Origin of the sequence: Pedobacter heparinus, assembly GCF_032678725.1 — a bacterium.
GTDB classification, from domain to species: Bacteria; Bacteroidota; Bacteroidia; order Sphingobacteriales; family Sphingobacteriaceae; genus Pedobacter; species Pedobacter heparinus_A.
The window spans coordinates 473,614-491,752 of record NZ_JAVTSC010000001.1 but is presented as its reverse complement, the minus strand read 5'-3'; the positions used below and the strand labels follow the sequence as shown (position 1 = coordinate 491,752).

General features: G+C 43.2%; 11 protein-coding genes. 4 read left to right on the top strand and 7 right to left on the bottom strand.

The genetic code is table 11. From position 1 onward, the window contains the following. Positions 1-6: 6 nt before the first annotated feature. The 7 genes from R2Q85_RS01980 to R2Q85_RS01950 form a co-directional block, all read right to left on the bottom strand. The gene (locus R2Q85_RS01980) at positions 7-1,473 is read right to left on the bottom strand and encodes a RagB/SusD family nutrient uptake outer membrane protein (RefSeq protein WP_316810059.1); all 1,467 of its coding nucleotides are present in this window, start codon (positions 1,471-1,473) and stop codon (positions 7-9) included. A gap of 11 nt (positions 1,474-1,484) precedes the next feature. After that, on the bottom strand, positions 1,485-4,871 hold the full coding sequence (locus R2Q85_RS01975) for a TonB-dependent receptor (RefSeq protein WP_316810058.1): 3,387 nt from the start codon (positions 4,869-4,871) through the stop codon (positions 1,485-1,487). 245 nt (positions 4,872-5,116) lie between these two features. Beyond that, entirely contained in the window at positions 5,117-6,280 is a 1,164-nt protein-coding gene (locus R2Q85_RS01970; RefSeq protein WP_316810057.1) for a FecR family protein, read from the bottom strand. Positions 6,281-6,380: 100 nt separating this feature from the next. After that, positions 6,381-7,112: a ThuA domain-containing protein gene (locus tag R2Q85_RS01965; RefSeq protein WP_316810056.1), complete on the bottom strand. Its 732-nt coding sequence runs from the start codon at positions 7,110-7,112 to the stop codon at positions 6,381-6,383. Between the two features lie 36 nt (positions 7,113-7,148). Beyond that, entirely contained in the window at positions 7,149-7,730 is a 582-nt protein-coding gene (locus R2Q85_RS01960; RefSeq protein WP_316810055.1) for an RNA polymerase sigma-70 factor, read from the bottom strand. Between the two features lie 80 nt (positions 7,731-7,810). Continuing rightward, positions 7,811-11,887 (bottom strand): two-component regulator propeller domain-containing protein, encoded by a 4,077-nt coding sequence (locus tag R2Q85_RS01955; RefSeq protein WP_316810054.1) that lies wholly within the window; start codon positions 11,885-11,887, stop codon positions 7,811-7,813. Between the two features lie 122 nt (positions 11,888-12,009). Continuing rightward, entirely contained in the window at positions 12,010-13,191 is a 1,182-nt protein-coding gene (locus R2Q85_RS01950) for an aldose epimerase family protein (protein ID WP_316810053.1), read from the bottom strand. Positions 13,192-13,383: 192 nt separating this feature from the next. Between R2Q85_RS01950 and R2Q85_RS01945 the strand changes: the two genes are divergently transcribed. The 4 genes from R2Q85_RS01945 (at position 13,384) to araA (ending at position 18,119) form a co-directional block, all read left to right on the top strand. After that, the gene (locus R2Q85_RS01945) at positions 13,384-14,094 is read left to right on the top strand and encodes an NUDIX hydrolase (RefSeq protein ID WP_316810052.1); all 711 of its coding nucleotides are present in this window, start codon (positions 13,384-13,386) and stop codon (positions 14,092-14,094) included. A gap of 88 nt (positions 14,095-14,182) precedes the next feature. Beyond that, the gene (locus tag R2Q85_RS01940; RefSeq protein WP_316810051.1) at positions 14,183-15,868 is read left to right on the top strand and encodes a ribulokinase; all 1,686 of its coding nucleotides are present in this window, start codon (positions 14,183-14,185) and stop codon (positions 15,866-15,868) included. 39 nt (positions 15,869-15,907) lie between these two features. Next, positions 15,908-16,606 (top strand): L-ribulose-5-phosphate 4-epimerase, encoded by a 699-nt coding sequence (locus R2Q85_RS01935; protein WP_316810050.1) that lies wholly within the window; start codon positions 15,908-15,910, stop codon positions 16,604-16,606. 13 nt (positions 16,607-16,619) lie between these two features. Further along, positions 16,620-18,119, top strand: coding sequence for an L-arabinose isomerase (gene araA, locus R2Q85_RS01930; protein WP_316810049.1), 1,500 nt, complete (start codon positions 16,620-16,622; stop codon positions 18,117-18,119). Positions 18,120-18,139: the final 20 nt, after the last annotated feature.

Genomic DNA, 18,139 nt, shown 5'->3' with positions numbered 1-18,139 from the left:
TTTTATTTATAAAAAGTCAGGATTCTGTGTCCAGACATTTCTCATGATGTCCATTTGCCCCAATGGGATCGGGAACAGATACGATTTGAATTTACGCTTTGTTCCTTTGGCATCGTAAGGCACCTGGGGAATTACCTGGGCAGCAATTTTCCAGCGGATCAGGTCGTTATAGCGCAATCCTTCAAAGGCCAGTTCTATTCTTCTCTCATTCCTTATAATTTCCCTGGTTAGCGCTAGTTTAGCCGGCATATTTACGCCTGGCCTTGCCCTCACGTCATTCAAAGCTTTTAAGGCACGCAGATCTGCACCCTGACCGCTTTCAAACATGGCTTCGGCGTACATGAGCAGTAAATCAGCATAACGGATCTTGACCATGTGCTGATCACTCAGGGTTGCTCCCGATGCATTGTTTATCGCTGGATTCACCCATTTTTTGAAGGCCATGGTGGTATAAGGGATCTGTCCTTCGGCAGTACTACCTGCCTGTTTAAAACCTCCGGGATTGTATGCCCATGGATCGTTGGCTTCAAAAATGGTCATCTTTCTGCGGGGATCGTTCGGTTCATAAGCGTTTCTAAGCTCAACAGTTGGAAATACAGACATCCTTCCGCCAATCACCTGGTCCAGGGAATGATAATCATCAGGTGCCCTGAATTGTACCGACAGCATGATTTCTTTGTTATTGAACTGATCACCAAAGAAGATCCCGGCGTAGTTTGCGGAGAGCTGGAATGGATTTGCAGGATCGCCGATCAGGGTCCATGCCGCATTAGCGGCTTCGCCATAGCGTTCGTTATTTAACAGCACCCTCGTTTTTAAAGCGATGGCTGTACCTTTAACGGCATGCCCGTCAGTATAAGCAAGCTGGGGCAGGTTAGCGATGGCATAGTCCAGGTCTTTAAGTATCTGGGTAACTACATCGGCTTTTGGAGACCTGGGTGTATTTGCATAGTCACCGCCAAGTTCAGCAGGTTGTAAGATGATGGGCAACGCGCCATACAGCTGAGTTAGTTCGTTGTAATAATATGCCCTTAAGAACAGGGCTTCAGCCTTCAGTTTTTTATTGGTAGCCTCAGCCATATTTGGTACCCGGTCTACGTTGGCCAGAAAATAATTGCAGGAAGCAATACCTTGGAACCCGAAGGTAAAGGTTTTGCTGATGATCCCTGTGGTTGCAGAATTGTGATCACCCCTCATGACGATGTCAAAAGCCTCATAATTTGAGGTATTTGAAGCATTATCAGAAAGTGCCTCCCAATACAGGAAGTTTCCGCTCTGCCCTTTTCCATTAGAAAATATAGGCTCTTTAAGTTTGGCATAACAGGCTACCAATGCCTTGTTGGCCTCTCCTTCTGTTCTCCAATAATTTTCGGCATTAGGGTTAGAAAGCGGATCTTTATCCAGTGCCTTTTTACATGATGTAACAAAAACTGCCGACATCACCAAAATTCCTATAGTTATAAATGTTCTCATTGTATACACGTTTAAAGGGTAACCTTAAGTCCGAATGAATAAATCTTAGCCTGCGGATAAATGGCCGCTCTGCCACTGGCAGCTGCGCGTTCCGGATCACTTCCATCAAAGAAATTGGTAAAGGTAAGCAGGTTATCGCCAGATACATACAGCCTTAAACCTTGTATTTTAGCTTTACTGAGTAACTTTGAGGGGAAGTTATAGCCCAATTGCAGGTTTTTTAACCTGAGGTAAGAAGCATCCTGTAGCCACCAGTCGGAAACCTGGGTGTTCGGACCATAATTTTCATTGAAGATATGCGGTATGGTATTGGAAGTTCCTTCGCCATCCCAGGCACCTCTCCAGAAAGTAGGCGGCGGACCGGCCTGTCTGAATGGTGCAATACCCCATTCTTTTACGTAGATTTTACGTCCTTGTACTCCTTGTAAAAAGAAGCTCAGGTCAAAGTTTTTATAATCGGCATTAACGGTTAATCCATAATTGAATTTAGGGAAGGCCCCACCGACGATTACACGGTCGTCAGTAGTTATTTTACCATCAGGAGCACCATTTGGTCCACTTACATCCTTGTATTTCATGTCACCAGGTTTGGGCTTCACAATTGGCGTTGGTCCGTTGTCAATCTCCCCCTGGTTCTGGTAAATGCCATCAAAAAGATACATGTAATAAGAGTTATAAGGCAGTCCTTCCTGCGTAATCGTACCATTACCGCTGTTGATCTCGCGGGCACCGTATTTTACCACTTCATTTTTATAGGTTTCAAAATTTCCCTGCACTTTATAATGGAAATCGTTCACTTTGCCTTCGTACCCTAAAAGGAACTCAACACCTGTGTTTTTCATTTCCCCACTGTTTACGGTTGGCCCCGCCAGTCCGATAAAGTCTGGCACCTGAAGTTCTCTTAAAATATCTGTGGTTGTTTTAGTGTACCAATCTACGGATCCAAACAGGCTGGATTTAAAGAGGCTGAAATCAATTCCAAGGTTAGTTACTGTTGTGGTTTCCCATTTCACGTTCCGGTTGATGAGGTCGGTTTGGGTTACCCCCTGCTGCAGGCTGCCACCGATAAAATACAGGTATGGGTTTAAAACCGACTGGTAAGGATAGGGCATAGATTCGCCAAGCAGCGTTCTGTTCACGTTCTGGTTACCCACCTGCCCCCAGGAAACCCGGGCTTTCAAGTTGTTCAGCCAGCTCACATCCTTCAGGAAATTTTCCTGGTTGATCCGCCAACCTGCAGACGCAGAAGGGAAAAAGCCCCATTTGTTACCTGATGGGAAACGGGATGAACCATCATAACGGAAGTTCATTTCCAAAAGGTATTTCTCTTTGTAGTCGTAGTTTAATCTTCCGAAGAGCGATTGTAATGCCCATTCGTAGCTGAAACCATCTACTGTTTGCCCGCCTGGTTCAAAAATACTTGGATCCAGCAGGTCATCAGATGGTGCATTTCTTTTAAAGCCCTGTAAACGATCATACCTGAAGGTTTCCTGGCTAACTCCCAGTAAGGCGCCCAGGTTATGGTCTTCGGCAATTTTTTTGGTGTAATTCAGCGTTCCGAAAACGGTATACTGAACATCTTTATCATTGCGAACTGTTAAATTGTTCTCGCCAACTGTACCATTCCATTGGGTGTTATAATTGTACAAGCCTGTGCTGGCATCGGGCAGGAACATGTAACCGGGGATACCCACCACGTGTACTTTGGTTTCTCTTTCGTTATATTTAACCGCACCTTTGATCTCCCCTTTCAATCCGGGAAGGATGTCTACGTTTAAATAGGCAGACGCCAGCGCATAATGGTTGTTCAGGTATCTGCCTCCATTTTCCGCTGTTGCCACAGGGTTTTTATTTCCGCCTTCAAAGATGAAGGCTTTTGCAGCATACCTGCCGCTGCCATCGGGCAGTTTAGGCGTAAATGTAGGGTGAGCGGCCAAAGCACTTAAGATCTGATCTTCGGTTGAATTGCCGTCAAAGTTATTGTTTAAGGCCGTTTCATTCCGCTTGCCTTTTGAAAAGGAAATATTGGTACCAAAAGTTACCCTTTTATTCAAGGCCGTTTTGAAATTAAATTGGGCATCGTACCGTTTATAACCTGTCGCAATCAGGATACCATCCTGATCCAGGTATCCGGCACCAAAATTATAGGTAGTTCCTTCTTTACCACCATTTACACTCAGGTAATGCTGCTGCATGGGGGCGGTACGAAAGATCGCATCCATCCAGTCGTAGCTCGGATATTGTGCCGGATTGGTTAATGCACCCTGGCGATAGGCTTCTATATGTTCGGGTAAGTAAGTCTGGTTAGCACTTGTTCCGGTATGGATGATGGCTTTGTTCAGCAATTCCATGAACTCCACAGAATTGGTGATCCGGTCATATATAGAAGTAGCCCGCTGGCTGCCAAAGTTATAGCTGTAATCAATGTTTAACCTGCCGGCTTTACCTGACTTTGTGGTTACCAGGATAACGCCATTGGCGGCCCTTGAACCATAAATCGCTGCTGACGCAGCATCTTTTAAGACTGAAATGCTCTCGATCTGGTTGGGGTTAACATTGTTTAGGTTTCCTTCAATTCCGTCGATTAAGATCAATGGATCGTTGGATGCCTTACTGAAGGTACCCATACCACGGATTTGTATGCTTGCACTTTCGGCGCCAGGTTGTCCTGAATTCTGGGTTACCTGTACACCGGGCATCCGGCCCTGTAATAAAGAGGTAGTATTAGGTGCCTGTCTGGTGGTCAATTCAGTACCTGTAACAGAAGCTACCGCGCCGGTCAGGTTCACTTTCTTTTGGGTACCGTAGCCCACTACTACTACTTCTGATAGTGCTTTATCCTCTTCTTTTAAAACCACATCAATATTGCTGCGACCATTTACAGGTATTTCCTGGGTGGCAAAACCAATGAAACTGAATACCAGGGTACCTGTGCCATCGGATAAGGATATCACATAATTGCCATTGCTATCGCTCATGGCGCCTACATTTGATCCTTTAAGTTTTATGCTCACTCCCGGTAATGGCCCGCCGTTCGGATCGGTAACCTTACCTTTGATGTCAATCTTCTGGAGAGCCTGTTTAACTAGTGAAACCACAGCCTGTTTCCTTTCCTTAATGATCACGGTCTTATCTTTGAGCATAAAAGTAAAAGGCTGGTCTTCAAAACAGCGTTTCAGCACTTCTTCCAGTGTTTCATTATTTACAGAAAGGTCAACTCTTTTTGCCTTCCGGATGTCTTCCAGATCATAGAAAAAATCATAACCGCTTTGCTTACGGATTTCTTTAAATACCTGTTCCAGACTGGCATTTTTTTGTGATAGGGTGATGCGCTGGGCCTTACTGGCCTGCGCTAGCTGCAAAAAGGCTGTGACCAATAAAATCAAGGTAAATTTCATTATCAACAGAAATTTGTGTACAAAGCCTGGTGGCTTACATACAGATTGTGTGTAAAAGTTCATACATTTGATAAGTTGGGTTAAACTAAAAATTAAAGTTTGCGGGTAATCCCAGCCATTTTTTTACCGGGAGTGTTCGTAGCACTTCCGGTTTTTTATTAAGGCGACTGCTGTGTAATTTTTCTATTCTTCATCTTGTTTAATTTTGGTTAGTTGTTATTTATTTTTGCTTGTTTATAGATAGGCTATTTTAATACGATTACCTTTTTACCTTCTACTGAGAAATGGACCTTACCAGTTGACTCCATGATTCCCAGTACAGAAGAAATGTTTTTTGAACGGGAGATATAACCGCCAAATTTCAACTGGTCGAAATTCCCTTTATAGATCACTTCTACATCATACCACCGCGATACTTTTTTCATGATGCTCTTCAGGTCATCTCCTTTGAAAACAAAATCGCCGTTTTTCCAGGCCATGATGGTTTCGGTATCCACAGTTTTTACAGCTATGGCATCGCTGCGCAACTGGCTTTGCTCGCCAGGCTTCAGTAATTTAGAAGGACCCTTTTTAAGATTGCCATTTGTGCTTTCTACTACAGAAACCCTTACCGAACCTTCAAGCAGCGTTGTTTTGACTTCATCCTCCTCATCGTAACTATTGATGTTAAAATGTGTACCCAGTACTTCTACCTCCTGGTTTCCGGTTTTAACTATAAAAGGCATGCGTTTGCCGGTATTGCCCTTTATTTTGGCTACTTCAAAATATCCTTCCCCATTAAGGGTTACCTTACGGGTATCTCCACTAAATTTAGTTGGGTAACGAAGGGAAGAGGCCGCGTTTAACCATACCCTGGTGCCATCGGGTAAATTGATCTGGTATTGCCCTCCTTTTGGGGTTTCGATGGCATTGAATGCAGCCATTCCATTTTTTCCGGCTGCTTTTTCATCCACAGCATATACCAGCTGCCCATCGGCGGTTTTTTGGATACTCAGGCCCTGCTGTTTGGCAATCTCTCCATTTCCGGCATCTGTTAAAGAAATTTTTGTGCCATCAGCCAGGGTAAGGAAAGCCTTATTGCCACCTGGGGCGATGTCGTCATGTTTTGAGCTGCGCTTGCTAAGAGGATTTACCCCGGCCTCTTTTGATCTGAAAAATCCGGCAGCACCAACCAGGAGTGTTATTGCTGCTGCAATACCCCACCACCAGGCAGTGTTTAGCTTTCGCTGGGGCTTGCCTGCTGTTAAGGATGCCCACACTTCATTTTTGGAAAGTTCTATACTCAGGGGCGCAGGGGCATTTCCTTTGGATGCCAGATCAAGGTACCAGCTTTCTACAATTGCTTTTTCTTCTTCATTGCAATTGCCTGCTTTGTATTTTTCTAATAATTTACCCGGGTCTTTCTGCATACCGTAAACTGTATTTTTCCTTTTTGTACTTATAAGACAGGAAAGCCAGGGGGTATAGGGTACTTATTTTAAAAAAATATTTTTATGGTGCATTTACAAATCATTTCTTGCGATGCCGCAATACTGACCATTCAATTCCTTGCCTTAACAACTTCCTGTAATTGGGATTTCCAAAGGCTTCCGGTCCATGGCCCAATTGGATAAACAGTACATCTGTTTGCTCATATGAATTAATCCATGCGATACAATGCGAACTCCCGGGATGGGTAGTACTGAGTAGCGGCCGGATGTTTGGCTGAATACCAAAGTTTCCATATACTTCATCGTAGATCTTAAAATCTTTTAGCCCTCTGGTAACGGGATGCTTAGGGTCTGCTATTTTTACCGGGATAATGACATCGTGCTGATAGCTTGATTTTATGGTATCACCTTTTACAAGCGTTGCCTTCTCATAATATTTACCGCCAATAATCCGCTGAAATTCATCCCAATCCTGATAGGATACCAGGGAATGGTGTAGAAATATCATGGCCTTTCCTTTCTTCAACAATTGTACATACGCCTGTTTTTGTGCTGGTGTAATGGAATTGTACATGTCATAAAAAACAAGGGCATCGTATTTGTCGACAGCCGGAGAGGCGATCAGCTCATTCGCTGCCGGTTGTTCCAGTTTATCATAACTGATACCTCTACCTAGAGAATCAAATAGGTGATAGAACGGTTCCTGTTTAAAACCATGCCCGCCGGTAATGACCAGGATTTGTATCTTTTGCTGCGCAAAACAAGTCATACTGATGATGCATAATAAAATGGCAATTCTTATTGCTTTCATAATGGAGTAGATTAGCAGCCCTCAGCAGCTAGTTTATTAAAACAGGAAATAAATTAAAAACAAATAAACAACAAGGGTCAATTTAGGCCGGAGAATCCGCAAGGCCTTTTTTACATGTGTTCTAACAGTTTGCTCAGATAACTGCAATTTTAGGGCGATCTGCTTATAGGAAAGATACTCCTTCCTGCTGAGTTCAAATACTTCCCGCATTTTAGCAGGCAGGGCCGATATTTCCCTTTCGATGATCTTTTTCATTTCCCGCTCTCTGATCTGGTAATCGGACAGGTAGCTGTCACAGTCTATAAAATTGCGGAGGGAATTGATGTATTTGTCCTTTACCTGCTGGTGTTCCATACGGTTGATGATCCGGTTGCGGATACCTGCATATAAATAAGCGGATAAGCTGTGTTCAAAAAACAGGCTTTCCCGTCGGGTCCAAAGAATTTCAAACAGTTCCTGAACCACATCTTTTGCCTCATCTTCGTTAGCCAGCATCTTACAGGCGTGAATAAATAACAAGCCGTAAAAGCGGTCAAAAATAACAGTATAAGCCTTATGATCGCCGTTTCTCAGCAGATCTGCCAATTCCTCATCAGTAAATTGGTTGTAAGACATCATATATTCGGTTAGCAATACTCAAATATAGCATTTTTAAACTCGCTCAGATTGGCATTTTATTCAGCTTTTTTGTCAGGATATTACGCTTCGTCCTCTGTGCTGTAATCAGTTGGGGTACGGCCAAACTGCTTGGCAAATTCTTTACTGAAATACTTACTGTCATTGAAACCGACCATATAGGCCACTTCATAAACGGTATAGGTATGTTGTCTGAGCAACTGGGCAGCTCTTTTTAACCGCACAGATTTGATAAAATTATTTACCGTCATGCCGGTGAGCGCCTTTATCTTTTTATACAGGATTGGCGTACTCATCCCCACCTCGGCAGCCAGTATATTAACATTAAATTCATCCATACTGAAATTATCTTCAATGATGCGCATGATCTTATTTAAGAATTCTTCATCCGTAGATTCTATGAGTATATTAGAAGGCTGCAGGGTAATTTGCTGGCTGAACTTTCTTCTCATATTAGCCTGAAGTGCCAGCAGGTTATTGATATTGAGCTGCAGCACATCAATGCTAAAGGGCTTGGTAATGTATGCTTCGGCACCGGTTTTTAAACCACTTACCTCGTGGATATTTCCGGAACGCGCCGTTAACAGGATGATGGGGATATGGCTGGTACGGGCATCAGTTTTCAGCACACGGCAGAGTTCCAGTCCATCCATTACCGGCATCATGACATCACTGACAATGATGTCCGGGATTTTCTCAAAAGCAAGCTGAGCGCCTTTTTCTCCGTCTTCGGCCTCAATGATGTGGTAAAACGGACGTAAGGATTGCCTGATAAAATCGCGGATTTCCCGGTTGTCCTCTACAATCATCAGGGTGATGCGTTCTTCACTGGTTCCTTCATCCGGGTTATCTTGTTCGGCTGTTTCTGCAATTTCCTGGGGCAAACGGTACAAGTCCGGACTTTCTACATTGACAAATTGGGGGATCAGCTCATCCTTTTTAAAATGACTGTGTCCGGTCCTGAGCTTAAGACAAAAGCAGGTTTGGACATTTCCTGCAGATAGCGAACTGGGCAGCAGCAATAAATCGCCATGGTGCAACCTGGCTATCTTTTTAGATAAGGCGAGTCCTATCCCCGTACCGCTGTTCCGCGACAGCGGATCTTTAACCTGATAAAAATTGGTAAATATCTTGTCCCTGCTCTCTTCCGGAATACCTTTTCCATTGTCTGAGACTGTAATTTCCAGGTATCCATTTCCGGTCTTTTTAACCGATAATGTAATGATCCCGTAGTCTGGGGTAAATTTAAAGGCATTAGATAAGAGGTTAAAGAACACCTTTTCCAGCTGTTCATGGTCGAAATAGACCTCTATATGATCATCATCACTAATAAACTGGTAACCGATATGGTGTTTGATCGCGAGGTACTGAAAAGATAAATAGATCTCTTTAGCAAATTCAACGATATTTTCGGGAGATACGTTCAAAGTCATTTTACCGGCCTCTTCTTTTCTGAAATCCATCAGTTCATTAACCAGCCGGGTTAAGCGGTTTGCATTCTTTTTAACGGTTAGCAGCCGGCGGTTCAATTTCGGAGACTCTTTGGTATCGTTTATTAAGTGTTCTAAAGGACCAACAATAAGCGTTAAGGGTGTCCGGATCTCATGAGAAACATTGGTAAAGAAATCCATCTTCATCTGATAGATCTCGTGTTCTTTTCGCAAAAGGGCCCTGATCCACAAAAAGCGGAAAACCAAAAACAGGATTGCTGAAAAACACAGTGCATAGATCACATAGGCCCACCAGGTTTTCCAGAAGGGTGGCCGGATATGGATGATCATTTGTTCTGCTTCTTTTGTCCAGACCCCATCATTATTGGCACCTTTAATGAGCAACTTATAAGTTCCTGAAGGTAGATTGGTAAAGGTGGCAGCGGGTACAGTTACATAATTCCATTCTTTATCCAGGCCCTCCAGTTTATAAGCATACTTATTTTTTTCCGATTTGATATAGTTGAGCACCGCAAACTCCAGGCTAAAAATATTCTGGGCATGTGAAAAGGAGATTTCCTTTGTCAGGCTGATGTTCCTGTTTAGCAGCTTACTTTCATCGCCGATGACAACTGTTTTATTAAAAAGCCTGAGCCTAGTAAAAATAACTTTAGGTACTTTTTTGTTTTCTTTGATCTGGTCCGGAAAAAAGCTGACCAGGCCATTGTAACCACCAAAATAAAATTCTCCTTTGCTATCTTTAAAAAAGGAGTTGTAATTAAACACATTACCAGGAAGACCATCCTGTACCGTAAAGGTTTTAAAAACTTTTTTATCAAACTTGGCCAATCCATCGGCCGTGCTGATCCATAAATTTCCATGATCGTCTTCCAGCACGCCAAGAATGACATTGCTGGGCAAACCGTTTTTCATGGTAAAAAAAGTAGTTTTATTTTTAAAAGGATTGTAACGTATTAAGCCTGCATCGTAACTACCCAGCCAGATGATGCCTTTACTGTCTTCCTGGATCAGGTTGATGTCATCGAATTTTGAACTGTTGTCATTGATCGTAAAGGCTTTTACTTTATTCGTATTTGGATCAAAGATATAGGTACCTGAATTGGTGGCAATCCATACATTCTTTTTACTGTCCTCAAAAAAGTAACGGATAAACTTCAGGTCGTGATGATTGGTTGCACTGCTGAAAGGAGTAAAATTATCTTCTTTTTCATTGTATATAAAAATGCCCTGGGCCCTGGTCCCAATCCATAAACGGTTTCTGCTGTCGTGCAGCAGACAAACAATTCGGGTGGAATTTAAAGCTTTAGGATCACTGGTATTTTGTTTATAATGTTTAAAGGTCTTTGAACCAGGCAGGTATAGGTCCAGGCCACCTTCATAGGTTCCTATCCAGACTTTACCACTCTGATCAATAGAGATGGCTTTAACCAGGTTGGAGCTTAAGGAATTGGGGTTTTCCACATCATGCTTGAAACTGGTAAACTGCCCGTTAGCCCTGTCGTAATAATTCAGACCCTCGGCTTCGGTTCCGATCCATAAATTATGGTATTTATCTTCAACGATAGAACTGACCACGTTACTGCTGATCCCGTTTTTCCCAAGAGTAGTTTTGTACTCTCTGAAAGGGGTTGAATTGGCATGGTAAAAGTTAACTCCTCCATAATAGGTACCTGCCCAGATGGAACCCGTTGCATCTTTCAGAATATCATAAATGGAATTCTGGTTCAGGCTGTTGGGATCTTCAGGGTTGTGGTTCAGTACCGTAAATTTATTGGTTTCCAGGTCGAGTAAATTGATACCATTTAAGGTGGATATCCATAAACGTCCATCCTGATCTGTCTTGATTTTACGGATCACATTACTGCTGATGCCATCTGGCTGTCCTTTTCTGGACATAAAATGCTTAAATGTGCCGGTACTGCGGTTGAACAACTCCAGTCCGTTATTATGGGTACCTATCCATAAGTTGTGTTTGTGATCTTCATAAACGATATTGATGTCATTGTCAATTAAACTTTCCCGGTCACCGGTTTTGTGGAAGTAGGATTTAAAATGGTATTTCCCATCCTGCATCCACATGCTGCTCAACCCGTGGAAAGTGCCTATCCATAAAACACCTTCATGATCCTGGCAAACAGTCTTGATCAGGTGATGGGGCAATCCGCCGTTAGCCGGCATAAAACGCTGAAACTTATCGTGTCCGATCAGTTTATTTAAACCGCTGTCTGTTCCAATCCAGATACTTCCCTTGCTGTCTTCGCAAATTGTTCTGATGGTATTGTTGCTGATGCTGTGTTTGTTTTTCGGATCATTTAAATAACGCTTGAAGGAATTTGTTTCGGGCAAGTACCTGTTGAGTCCTTTCTGCGTACCTACCCAAAGGTTTCCTCTGCGATCGGTAAGCAGAAAATTAATGTTCTGCCCACTGCTTAAAGAGGTATTGTCTCCTTTTTCGCGTTTATAGATCTCAAAATTCCGGGTATTGTATTTGTTCAATCCGTCTTTAGTGCCAAACCACATGAAGCCCATGCTATCCTGCGCAATTGACAATACGCTGCTTTGTGAAAGCCCGTTTTCAACGGTAAGGTGGTTGAAATTCATTTTGTTTTTCTGGGCATCAGCAACCTCATATCCCAGCAACAGGATAATCAGCAGAGCTACTTTATTCAAAACAAATGATGAAGACATTCAAGAATGGGTTTGGTTAAGGGTAAAAATAGGTGTTTACTTTCATATTCGCTATTTCCGGTCACAAAAAAGGGTGTCTGAAATGATACAGACACCCTTTGCAAGATCAATATTTTGTCGGCTTATTGCTGAACCGTAAATTTATAAACGGTTACTGTTTTATATTCCTGTCCTGGCTTTAACACTGTTGAAGGGAAGGCAGCCTGGTTAGGAGAATCCGGAAAATGTTGCGTCTCCAGGCAAAAAGCAGAACGGTGCGGATAGCTCACCTGGTTTTTACCATCATGTTCTTCACCGGTTAAGAAGTTACCGCTATAAAACTGCAGTCCTGGTTCTTCGGTTAGTATATCCATTACAATACCTGTTTTTGTACTGCTAACGCTTGCTACTTTTTGCAATCCTGCTTCTTTTCTCAATACAAAGTTATGGTCATAACCTTTTCCATATTTTAGTTGTTCGTTACTTTCGTTAATCCTTGCACCAATGGCAGTTGCTTTATTAAAATCGAAAGGCGTGCCTGCCACTTTCTCAATTTTGCCGGTAGGGATCAGGGTAGCATCAACAGGGGTATAACCATCGGCATTGATGGTTAGCAAATGATCTGTAATGGTCGAATCTCCATCTCCATTGAGGTTAAAATAAGCATGATTGGTTAAGTTAACTACGGTGTTTTTATCGGTAGTCGCGCTATAGCTGATTTTAATCTCATTGTCATTGCTCAGTTCATAAGTTACCTTAACGGTCAAATTACCCGGATAGCCCGCTTCGCCGTCTTTAGAGAAATAAGCCAGCTCCAGAGTTTGTTCGTTTACCAGTTTTGCATCCCATACCTGGCCAAAGAAACCATCAAAGCCACCATGAAGGGTATTCACCCCATCATTGAGCTGCAGTTGATAAGCACTGCCGTCTAAAGTAAATTTTCCTTTTGCAATGCGGTTTCCGTAACGGCCAATCAATGCGCCAAAAAATGGTTCTCCTTTTTTCTGGTAAGATTTAAGACTGTCATAGCCTAGCACCACGTCAGTAAAGCCACCTTTGTTATTGGGTACCCATAAAGAAATAATCCTTCCACCGTAATTGGTAATGCTGGCTTCTGCCCCGTTTCTATTTTTTAAAGTATATAAAGCTACTTCTTTTCCATTAAGATTAGCTTTAAATGCGGCTGAATCCGGATGTTTAACAATTGAAACCACAGTGCTGCTGGTATCGCTGCCTGCAGTTTTGGTTGTTGAAGGACTGTTACAGCTGCTCAAGGTACACAGGGCTGCAAAGCTTAAAAAAATGGTTTGGATTGTTTTGTTCATAATGTGTGTTTTATATCTGATCGGTTAACTAAATTAGAAAAAGAATATTAAATGTCAAAACCACCCTTAATATTGGTGAATATAATATCTTTACGCCGGGTATATTTCGTCAACAAGATGCAATAAATTTTAAGATAAACCATAAATATGCCCAAAGAAAACAAACAGAATTGAAATAAAATTATCCTGAGAATGACACAATATACTGATCAAAACCGGTTTTTAATAGCAGTTGACTGCATTGTATTTGGTTTTGACGGAGAACATTTAAAGCTACTGCTCATTAAACGGGGGTTTGAACCGGAAAAAGATAAATGGAGTTTAATGGGTGGTTTTGTGCGTCCTGAAGAAAGCCTGGATGATGCGGCAAACCGGGTGCTTACCCAGCTTACCGGTCTGAATGGTGTTTACCTGGAACAAATTCTGGCTTATGGCAATCCTTTAAGGGATCCGATAGAAAGGACGCTCTCTGTAACTTACTTTGCATTGATAGACATCCATAAATATGAAGCGCAGCTGAACGACCAGTACCACGCCGAATGGTTCTTGTTAAAAGATGCGCCATCGCTGATATTCGACCACGATGAGATGGTGGAGACTGCAAAAAAGAAAATAAGGTATAAGGCAGCCCTCCACCCGATCCTTTTTGAGCTGCTGCCTAAAAAGTTTACCATCCCGCAATTGCAGAACCTGTATGAAGATGTCTACAATACCCAAATTGACAACAGGAACTTCATCAGGAAGCTGACGGCCACCAGGTTGCTGATTAAACTTAGCGAAAAAGATAAATCCGGTTCTAAAAAGGGAGCATTCTATTTTAAGCTGGATAAGAAAAAATACCAGGCCAACTTCCAGGCTTTCCTGAACTTCATTCCGAAGCCCGATAAATTAATAGCTGTATAGTAGTCTTTTAGCTCAATTGAAAGGTTTATTCAAATAAATTCTTTTAATAAAAAAAATAAATGTTAATTAGACGTTTATTTAACTAAATATGAGCAAAGATCAATACGTGATAGGGGTTGATTACGGGTCGGATTCGGTACGGTCTGTCATCATCGATACAAAAAACGGGGCAGAACTGGCTTCTTCAGTTTTCTACTATCCCCGCTGGCAAAAAGGTTTATATTGCAATCCTGCAAAGAATCAATTCAGGCAACATCCTTTAGATTATATAGAGGGTTTGGAACAAAGCATAAAAGACTGTATCCAAAAGGCAGGCGGCAGCGCTGTTGCAGGAGCCATAAAGGCGATTGCAGTAGACACGACAGGTTCCTCTCCTGTTGCAGTAAATGCAGCAGGAACGCCACTTGCTTTATTACCAGAATTTGAGGAAAACCCAAATGCCATGTTCGTGCTATGGAAAGATCATACTTCGGTAAAGGAAGCCATGCAGATCAACAAGCATGCGGAAAAATATGAAACCAATTATTTAAAGTATTGTGGCGGTATTTATTCATCAGAATGGTTCTGGGCCAAACTATTACATATTTTACGCGCGGATGATGCAGTAAAAGAGGCCTGCTATTCCTGGGTAGAACATTGCGACTGGATCCCTTTTCTGCTTACCGGCGGAAACGAGGTTTCGGAAATGAAAAGAAGCCGCTGTGCCGCCGGACATAAAGCCTTATGGGCTGAAGAGTTTGCCGGTTTACCACCTGATGCATTCTTTACGGAGCTTGACCCTGTGTTAGCGGGCTTTACGGAACGTTTATATCAGGATACCTATACCTCAGATGAAACAGCAGGGACGATCAGTGCAGAATGGGCAGCGCGCTTAGGGCTGAATCCTGAGGTCCTGATTGGCGTAGGCGCTTTTGATGCCCATATGGGGGCTGTTGGCGGGCAGATAGAACCTTATCATCTGAGTAAAGTAATGGGAACTTCTACCTGCGATATCCTGGCCGTACCCACAGCTGACATCGACAATAAACTGATCAAAGGGATCTGCGGGCAGGTAAATGGTTCTGTTATTCCAGGTATGCTGGGACTAGAGGCCGGACAATCGGCCTTCGGCGATACTTATGCCTGGTTTAAGGAGTTGCTTTCCTGGCCGGTTAAGAACCTGCTGAAACAATCCACCATAATAGATGCAGCTACCGCAGCTGCTTTGGAGCAGGAATTAATGGACAGGATGATCCCCGAACTGAGTAAACAGGCTTCCCTCCTGCCTAAAAATGAGGATGATGAACTGGCTGTCGATTGGTTAAACGGCCGAAGGACGCCGGATGCCAACCAGGAATTAAAGGGTGCCGTCAGCAATCTTGACCTGGGTAGCGATGCCCCCCGTGTATTCAGGGCACTGGTAGAGGCTACCTGTTTCGGGGCTAAAAATATAGTAGACCGATTTATAGCAGAAGGCATTCCTGTTAAGGGGATCATTGGCATTGGCGGCGTAGCTAAAAAATCTCCTTTTGTAATGCAGACCATGGCCAATGTACTGAATATGCCAATCCGCATCCACCAGTTTGAACATACCTGCGCATTGGGTGCAGCCATGTTTGCTGCTGTGGTGGCCGGTGTATATCCCAATGTTGAAGCCGCAATGAAAGGTATGGGCAGTGGTTTTGACAAAGAATATTTCCCGGAACCGGAAAATGTGGGCTATTATGAAACCCGTTTTTCAAAGTATAAAGCACTGGGTATATATATAGAAGAAAATACAAAAAATGAACATTAGGCTTAATTGTGATTTTTTCACAGCTAAAAAAATATCGATATGAGTAATTATCAGGAAATCAGAGAACAAGCCTACGAAGCGAACATGCAGCTGCCCAAACTGGGGCTGGTATTGTTCACTTTTGGCAACGCCAGTGCAGTGGACAGGACTAAAGGCGTTTTTGCTATTAAACCGAGCGGAGTTGCTTATGAAGAACTGAGCCCGGAAAAAATGGTGATCGTGGATTTTGAGGGTAATACAGTTGAAGGGCTTTTACGTCCTTCTTCGGACACCAGGACCCATGCGGTGTTATATAAACATTGGGAAGGGATTGGTGGCATTGTACATACTCATTCTACTTATGGAACTGCCTGGGCGCAATCACAGCGTGCCATTCCAATTTACGGTACCACACATGCCGATCACCTTACCGTAGATATTCCATGTGCCCCACCTATGCAGGATGATATGATCGAGGGGAATTATGAATATGAAACCGGTTTCCAGATCATGAGCCATTTTAAAGCGGAAGGCCTGAGCTATAAGGAAGTAGAAATGATCCTTGTGGGAAACCACGCGCCTTTTACCTGGGGGAAAACTGCAGCTAAAGCGGTTTACAATAGCGCGGTACTGGAAGAAGTGGGCAGAATGGCCCTGCTTACGGAACAGATCAGAAAAGACGTACCCAAATTAAAAGACGCTTTAATTAAAAAGCACTATGACCGGAAACATGGTGCAGATGCTTATTACGGACAATAAAAGATAGATAAAAATGATTAACCTGAAACAATTTGAAGCCTGGTTTATTACAGGAAGCCAGCATTTATACGGAGAAGAAACACTTAGGCAGGTAGCAGAACATTCTATGCAGATTGCAAAAGCATTGAATGATGCCCCGCAAATCCCTGTTAAGATTATATTCAAGCCGGTTGTTAAATCACCTGAAGAAATTTACCAGATCTGCCAGGAAGCCAATACAGCAGAAAACTGTATCGGGGTGATTGCCTGGATGCATACTTTCTCGCCTGCAAAAATGTGGATTGGCGGCTTAAAAGTATTACAAAAACCTTTGCTGCACCTGCATACGCAGTTTAACCGGGACATTCCATGGAGCACTATAGATATGGACTTTATGAACCTGAACCAGAGCGCCCATGGCGACCGGGAATTTGGTTTTATCATGTCGAGGATGCGCCTGAACCGCAAAGTAGTAGTTGGCCATTGGCAAGACAATGAAGTTAGAGAAGGGTTGAATACCTGGTTAAGGGCAGCAGCAGGGTGGAATGACATGCAGGGTGCTAAATTTGTGCGCTTTGGCGACAACATGCGCTATGTTGCGGTAACCGACGGGGATAAAGTAGAAGCAGAAATCAAGTTTGGGTATTCCGTAAATACACATGGGATCGGTGACCTGGTTGCGGTGATCAACCAGACCAGTGATGCAGCAATTGATCAGCTGATCAAGGAATATGAAGCGCGTTACGTGATGACCAAATCCCTGGTTAAGGGCGGTGATCAGCATGCTTCTTTACGTGAGGCCGCTAAAATTGAGATTGGTATGCGCGCCTTTTTGCAGGATGGCAATTATAAAGGCTATACCGATACTTTTGAGGACCTGCACGGTATGGCACAACTTCCGGGTATTGCTTCACAACGCTTAATGGCTGAAGGCTATGGTTTTGGCGGCGAAGGCGACTGGAAAACAGCTGCGCTGGTAAGGGCCATGAAGGTAATGGGCACGGGCTTAAAAGGCGGTAACTCTTTTATGGAAGATTATACCTATCATTTTGATCCGGCCAATTCACTGGTTCTGGGCTCACACATGCTCGAGATCTGCGAATCTATTGCAGACGGGCCGGTAAAATGTGACATTCAGCCTTTGGGTATAGGTGGCAAGGCAGATCCGGTAAGGTTGATCTTTAACGCTGCCGGTGGTCCTGCACTCAATGCTTCTATTGTAGACATGGGCAATCGTTTCCGCATGCTTGTGAACAATGTAGATGCTGTTGCTGCAACAGAGGATATCCCTAAATTACCGGTTGCACGCGTATTGTGGAAACCGCAGCCGGATATGAAAACAGGTTGTGCTGCATGGATCTATGCGGGTGGTGCACACCATACCGGTTACAGCCAGAACCTGACTGCTGAACATATGACTGATTTTGCAGATATGGCTGGTATTGAAACTGTAATTATCGATAAAAACACGAATCTTAACCAGTTCCGCAACGAGCTCAGATGGAATGAGGTGTATTACCAATTGAACAAGTAAACACAAAAAACCAAATATTA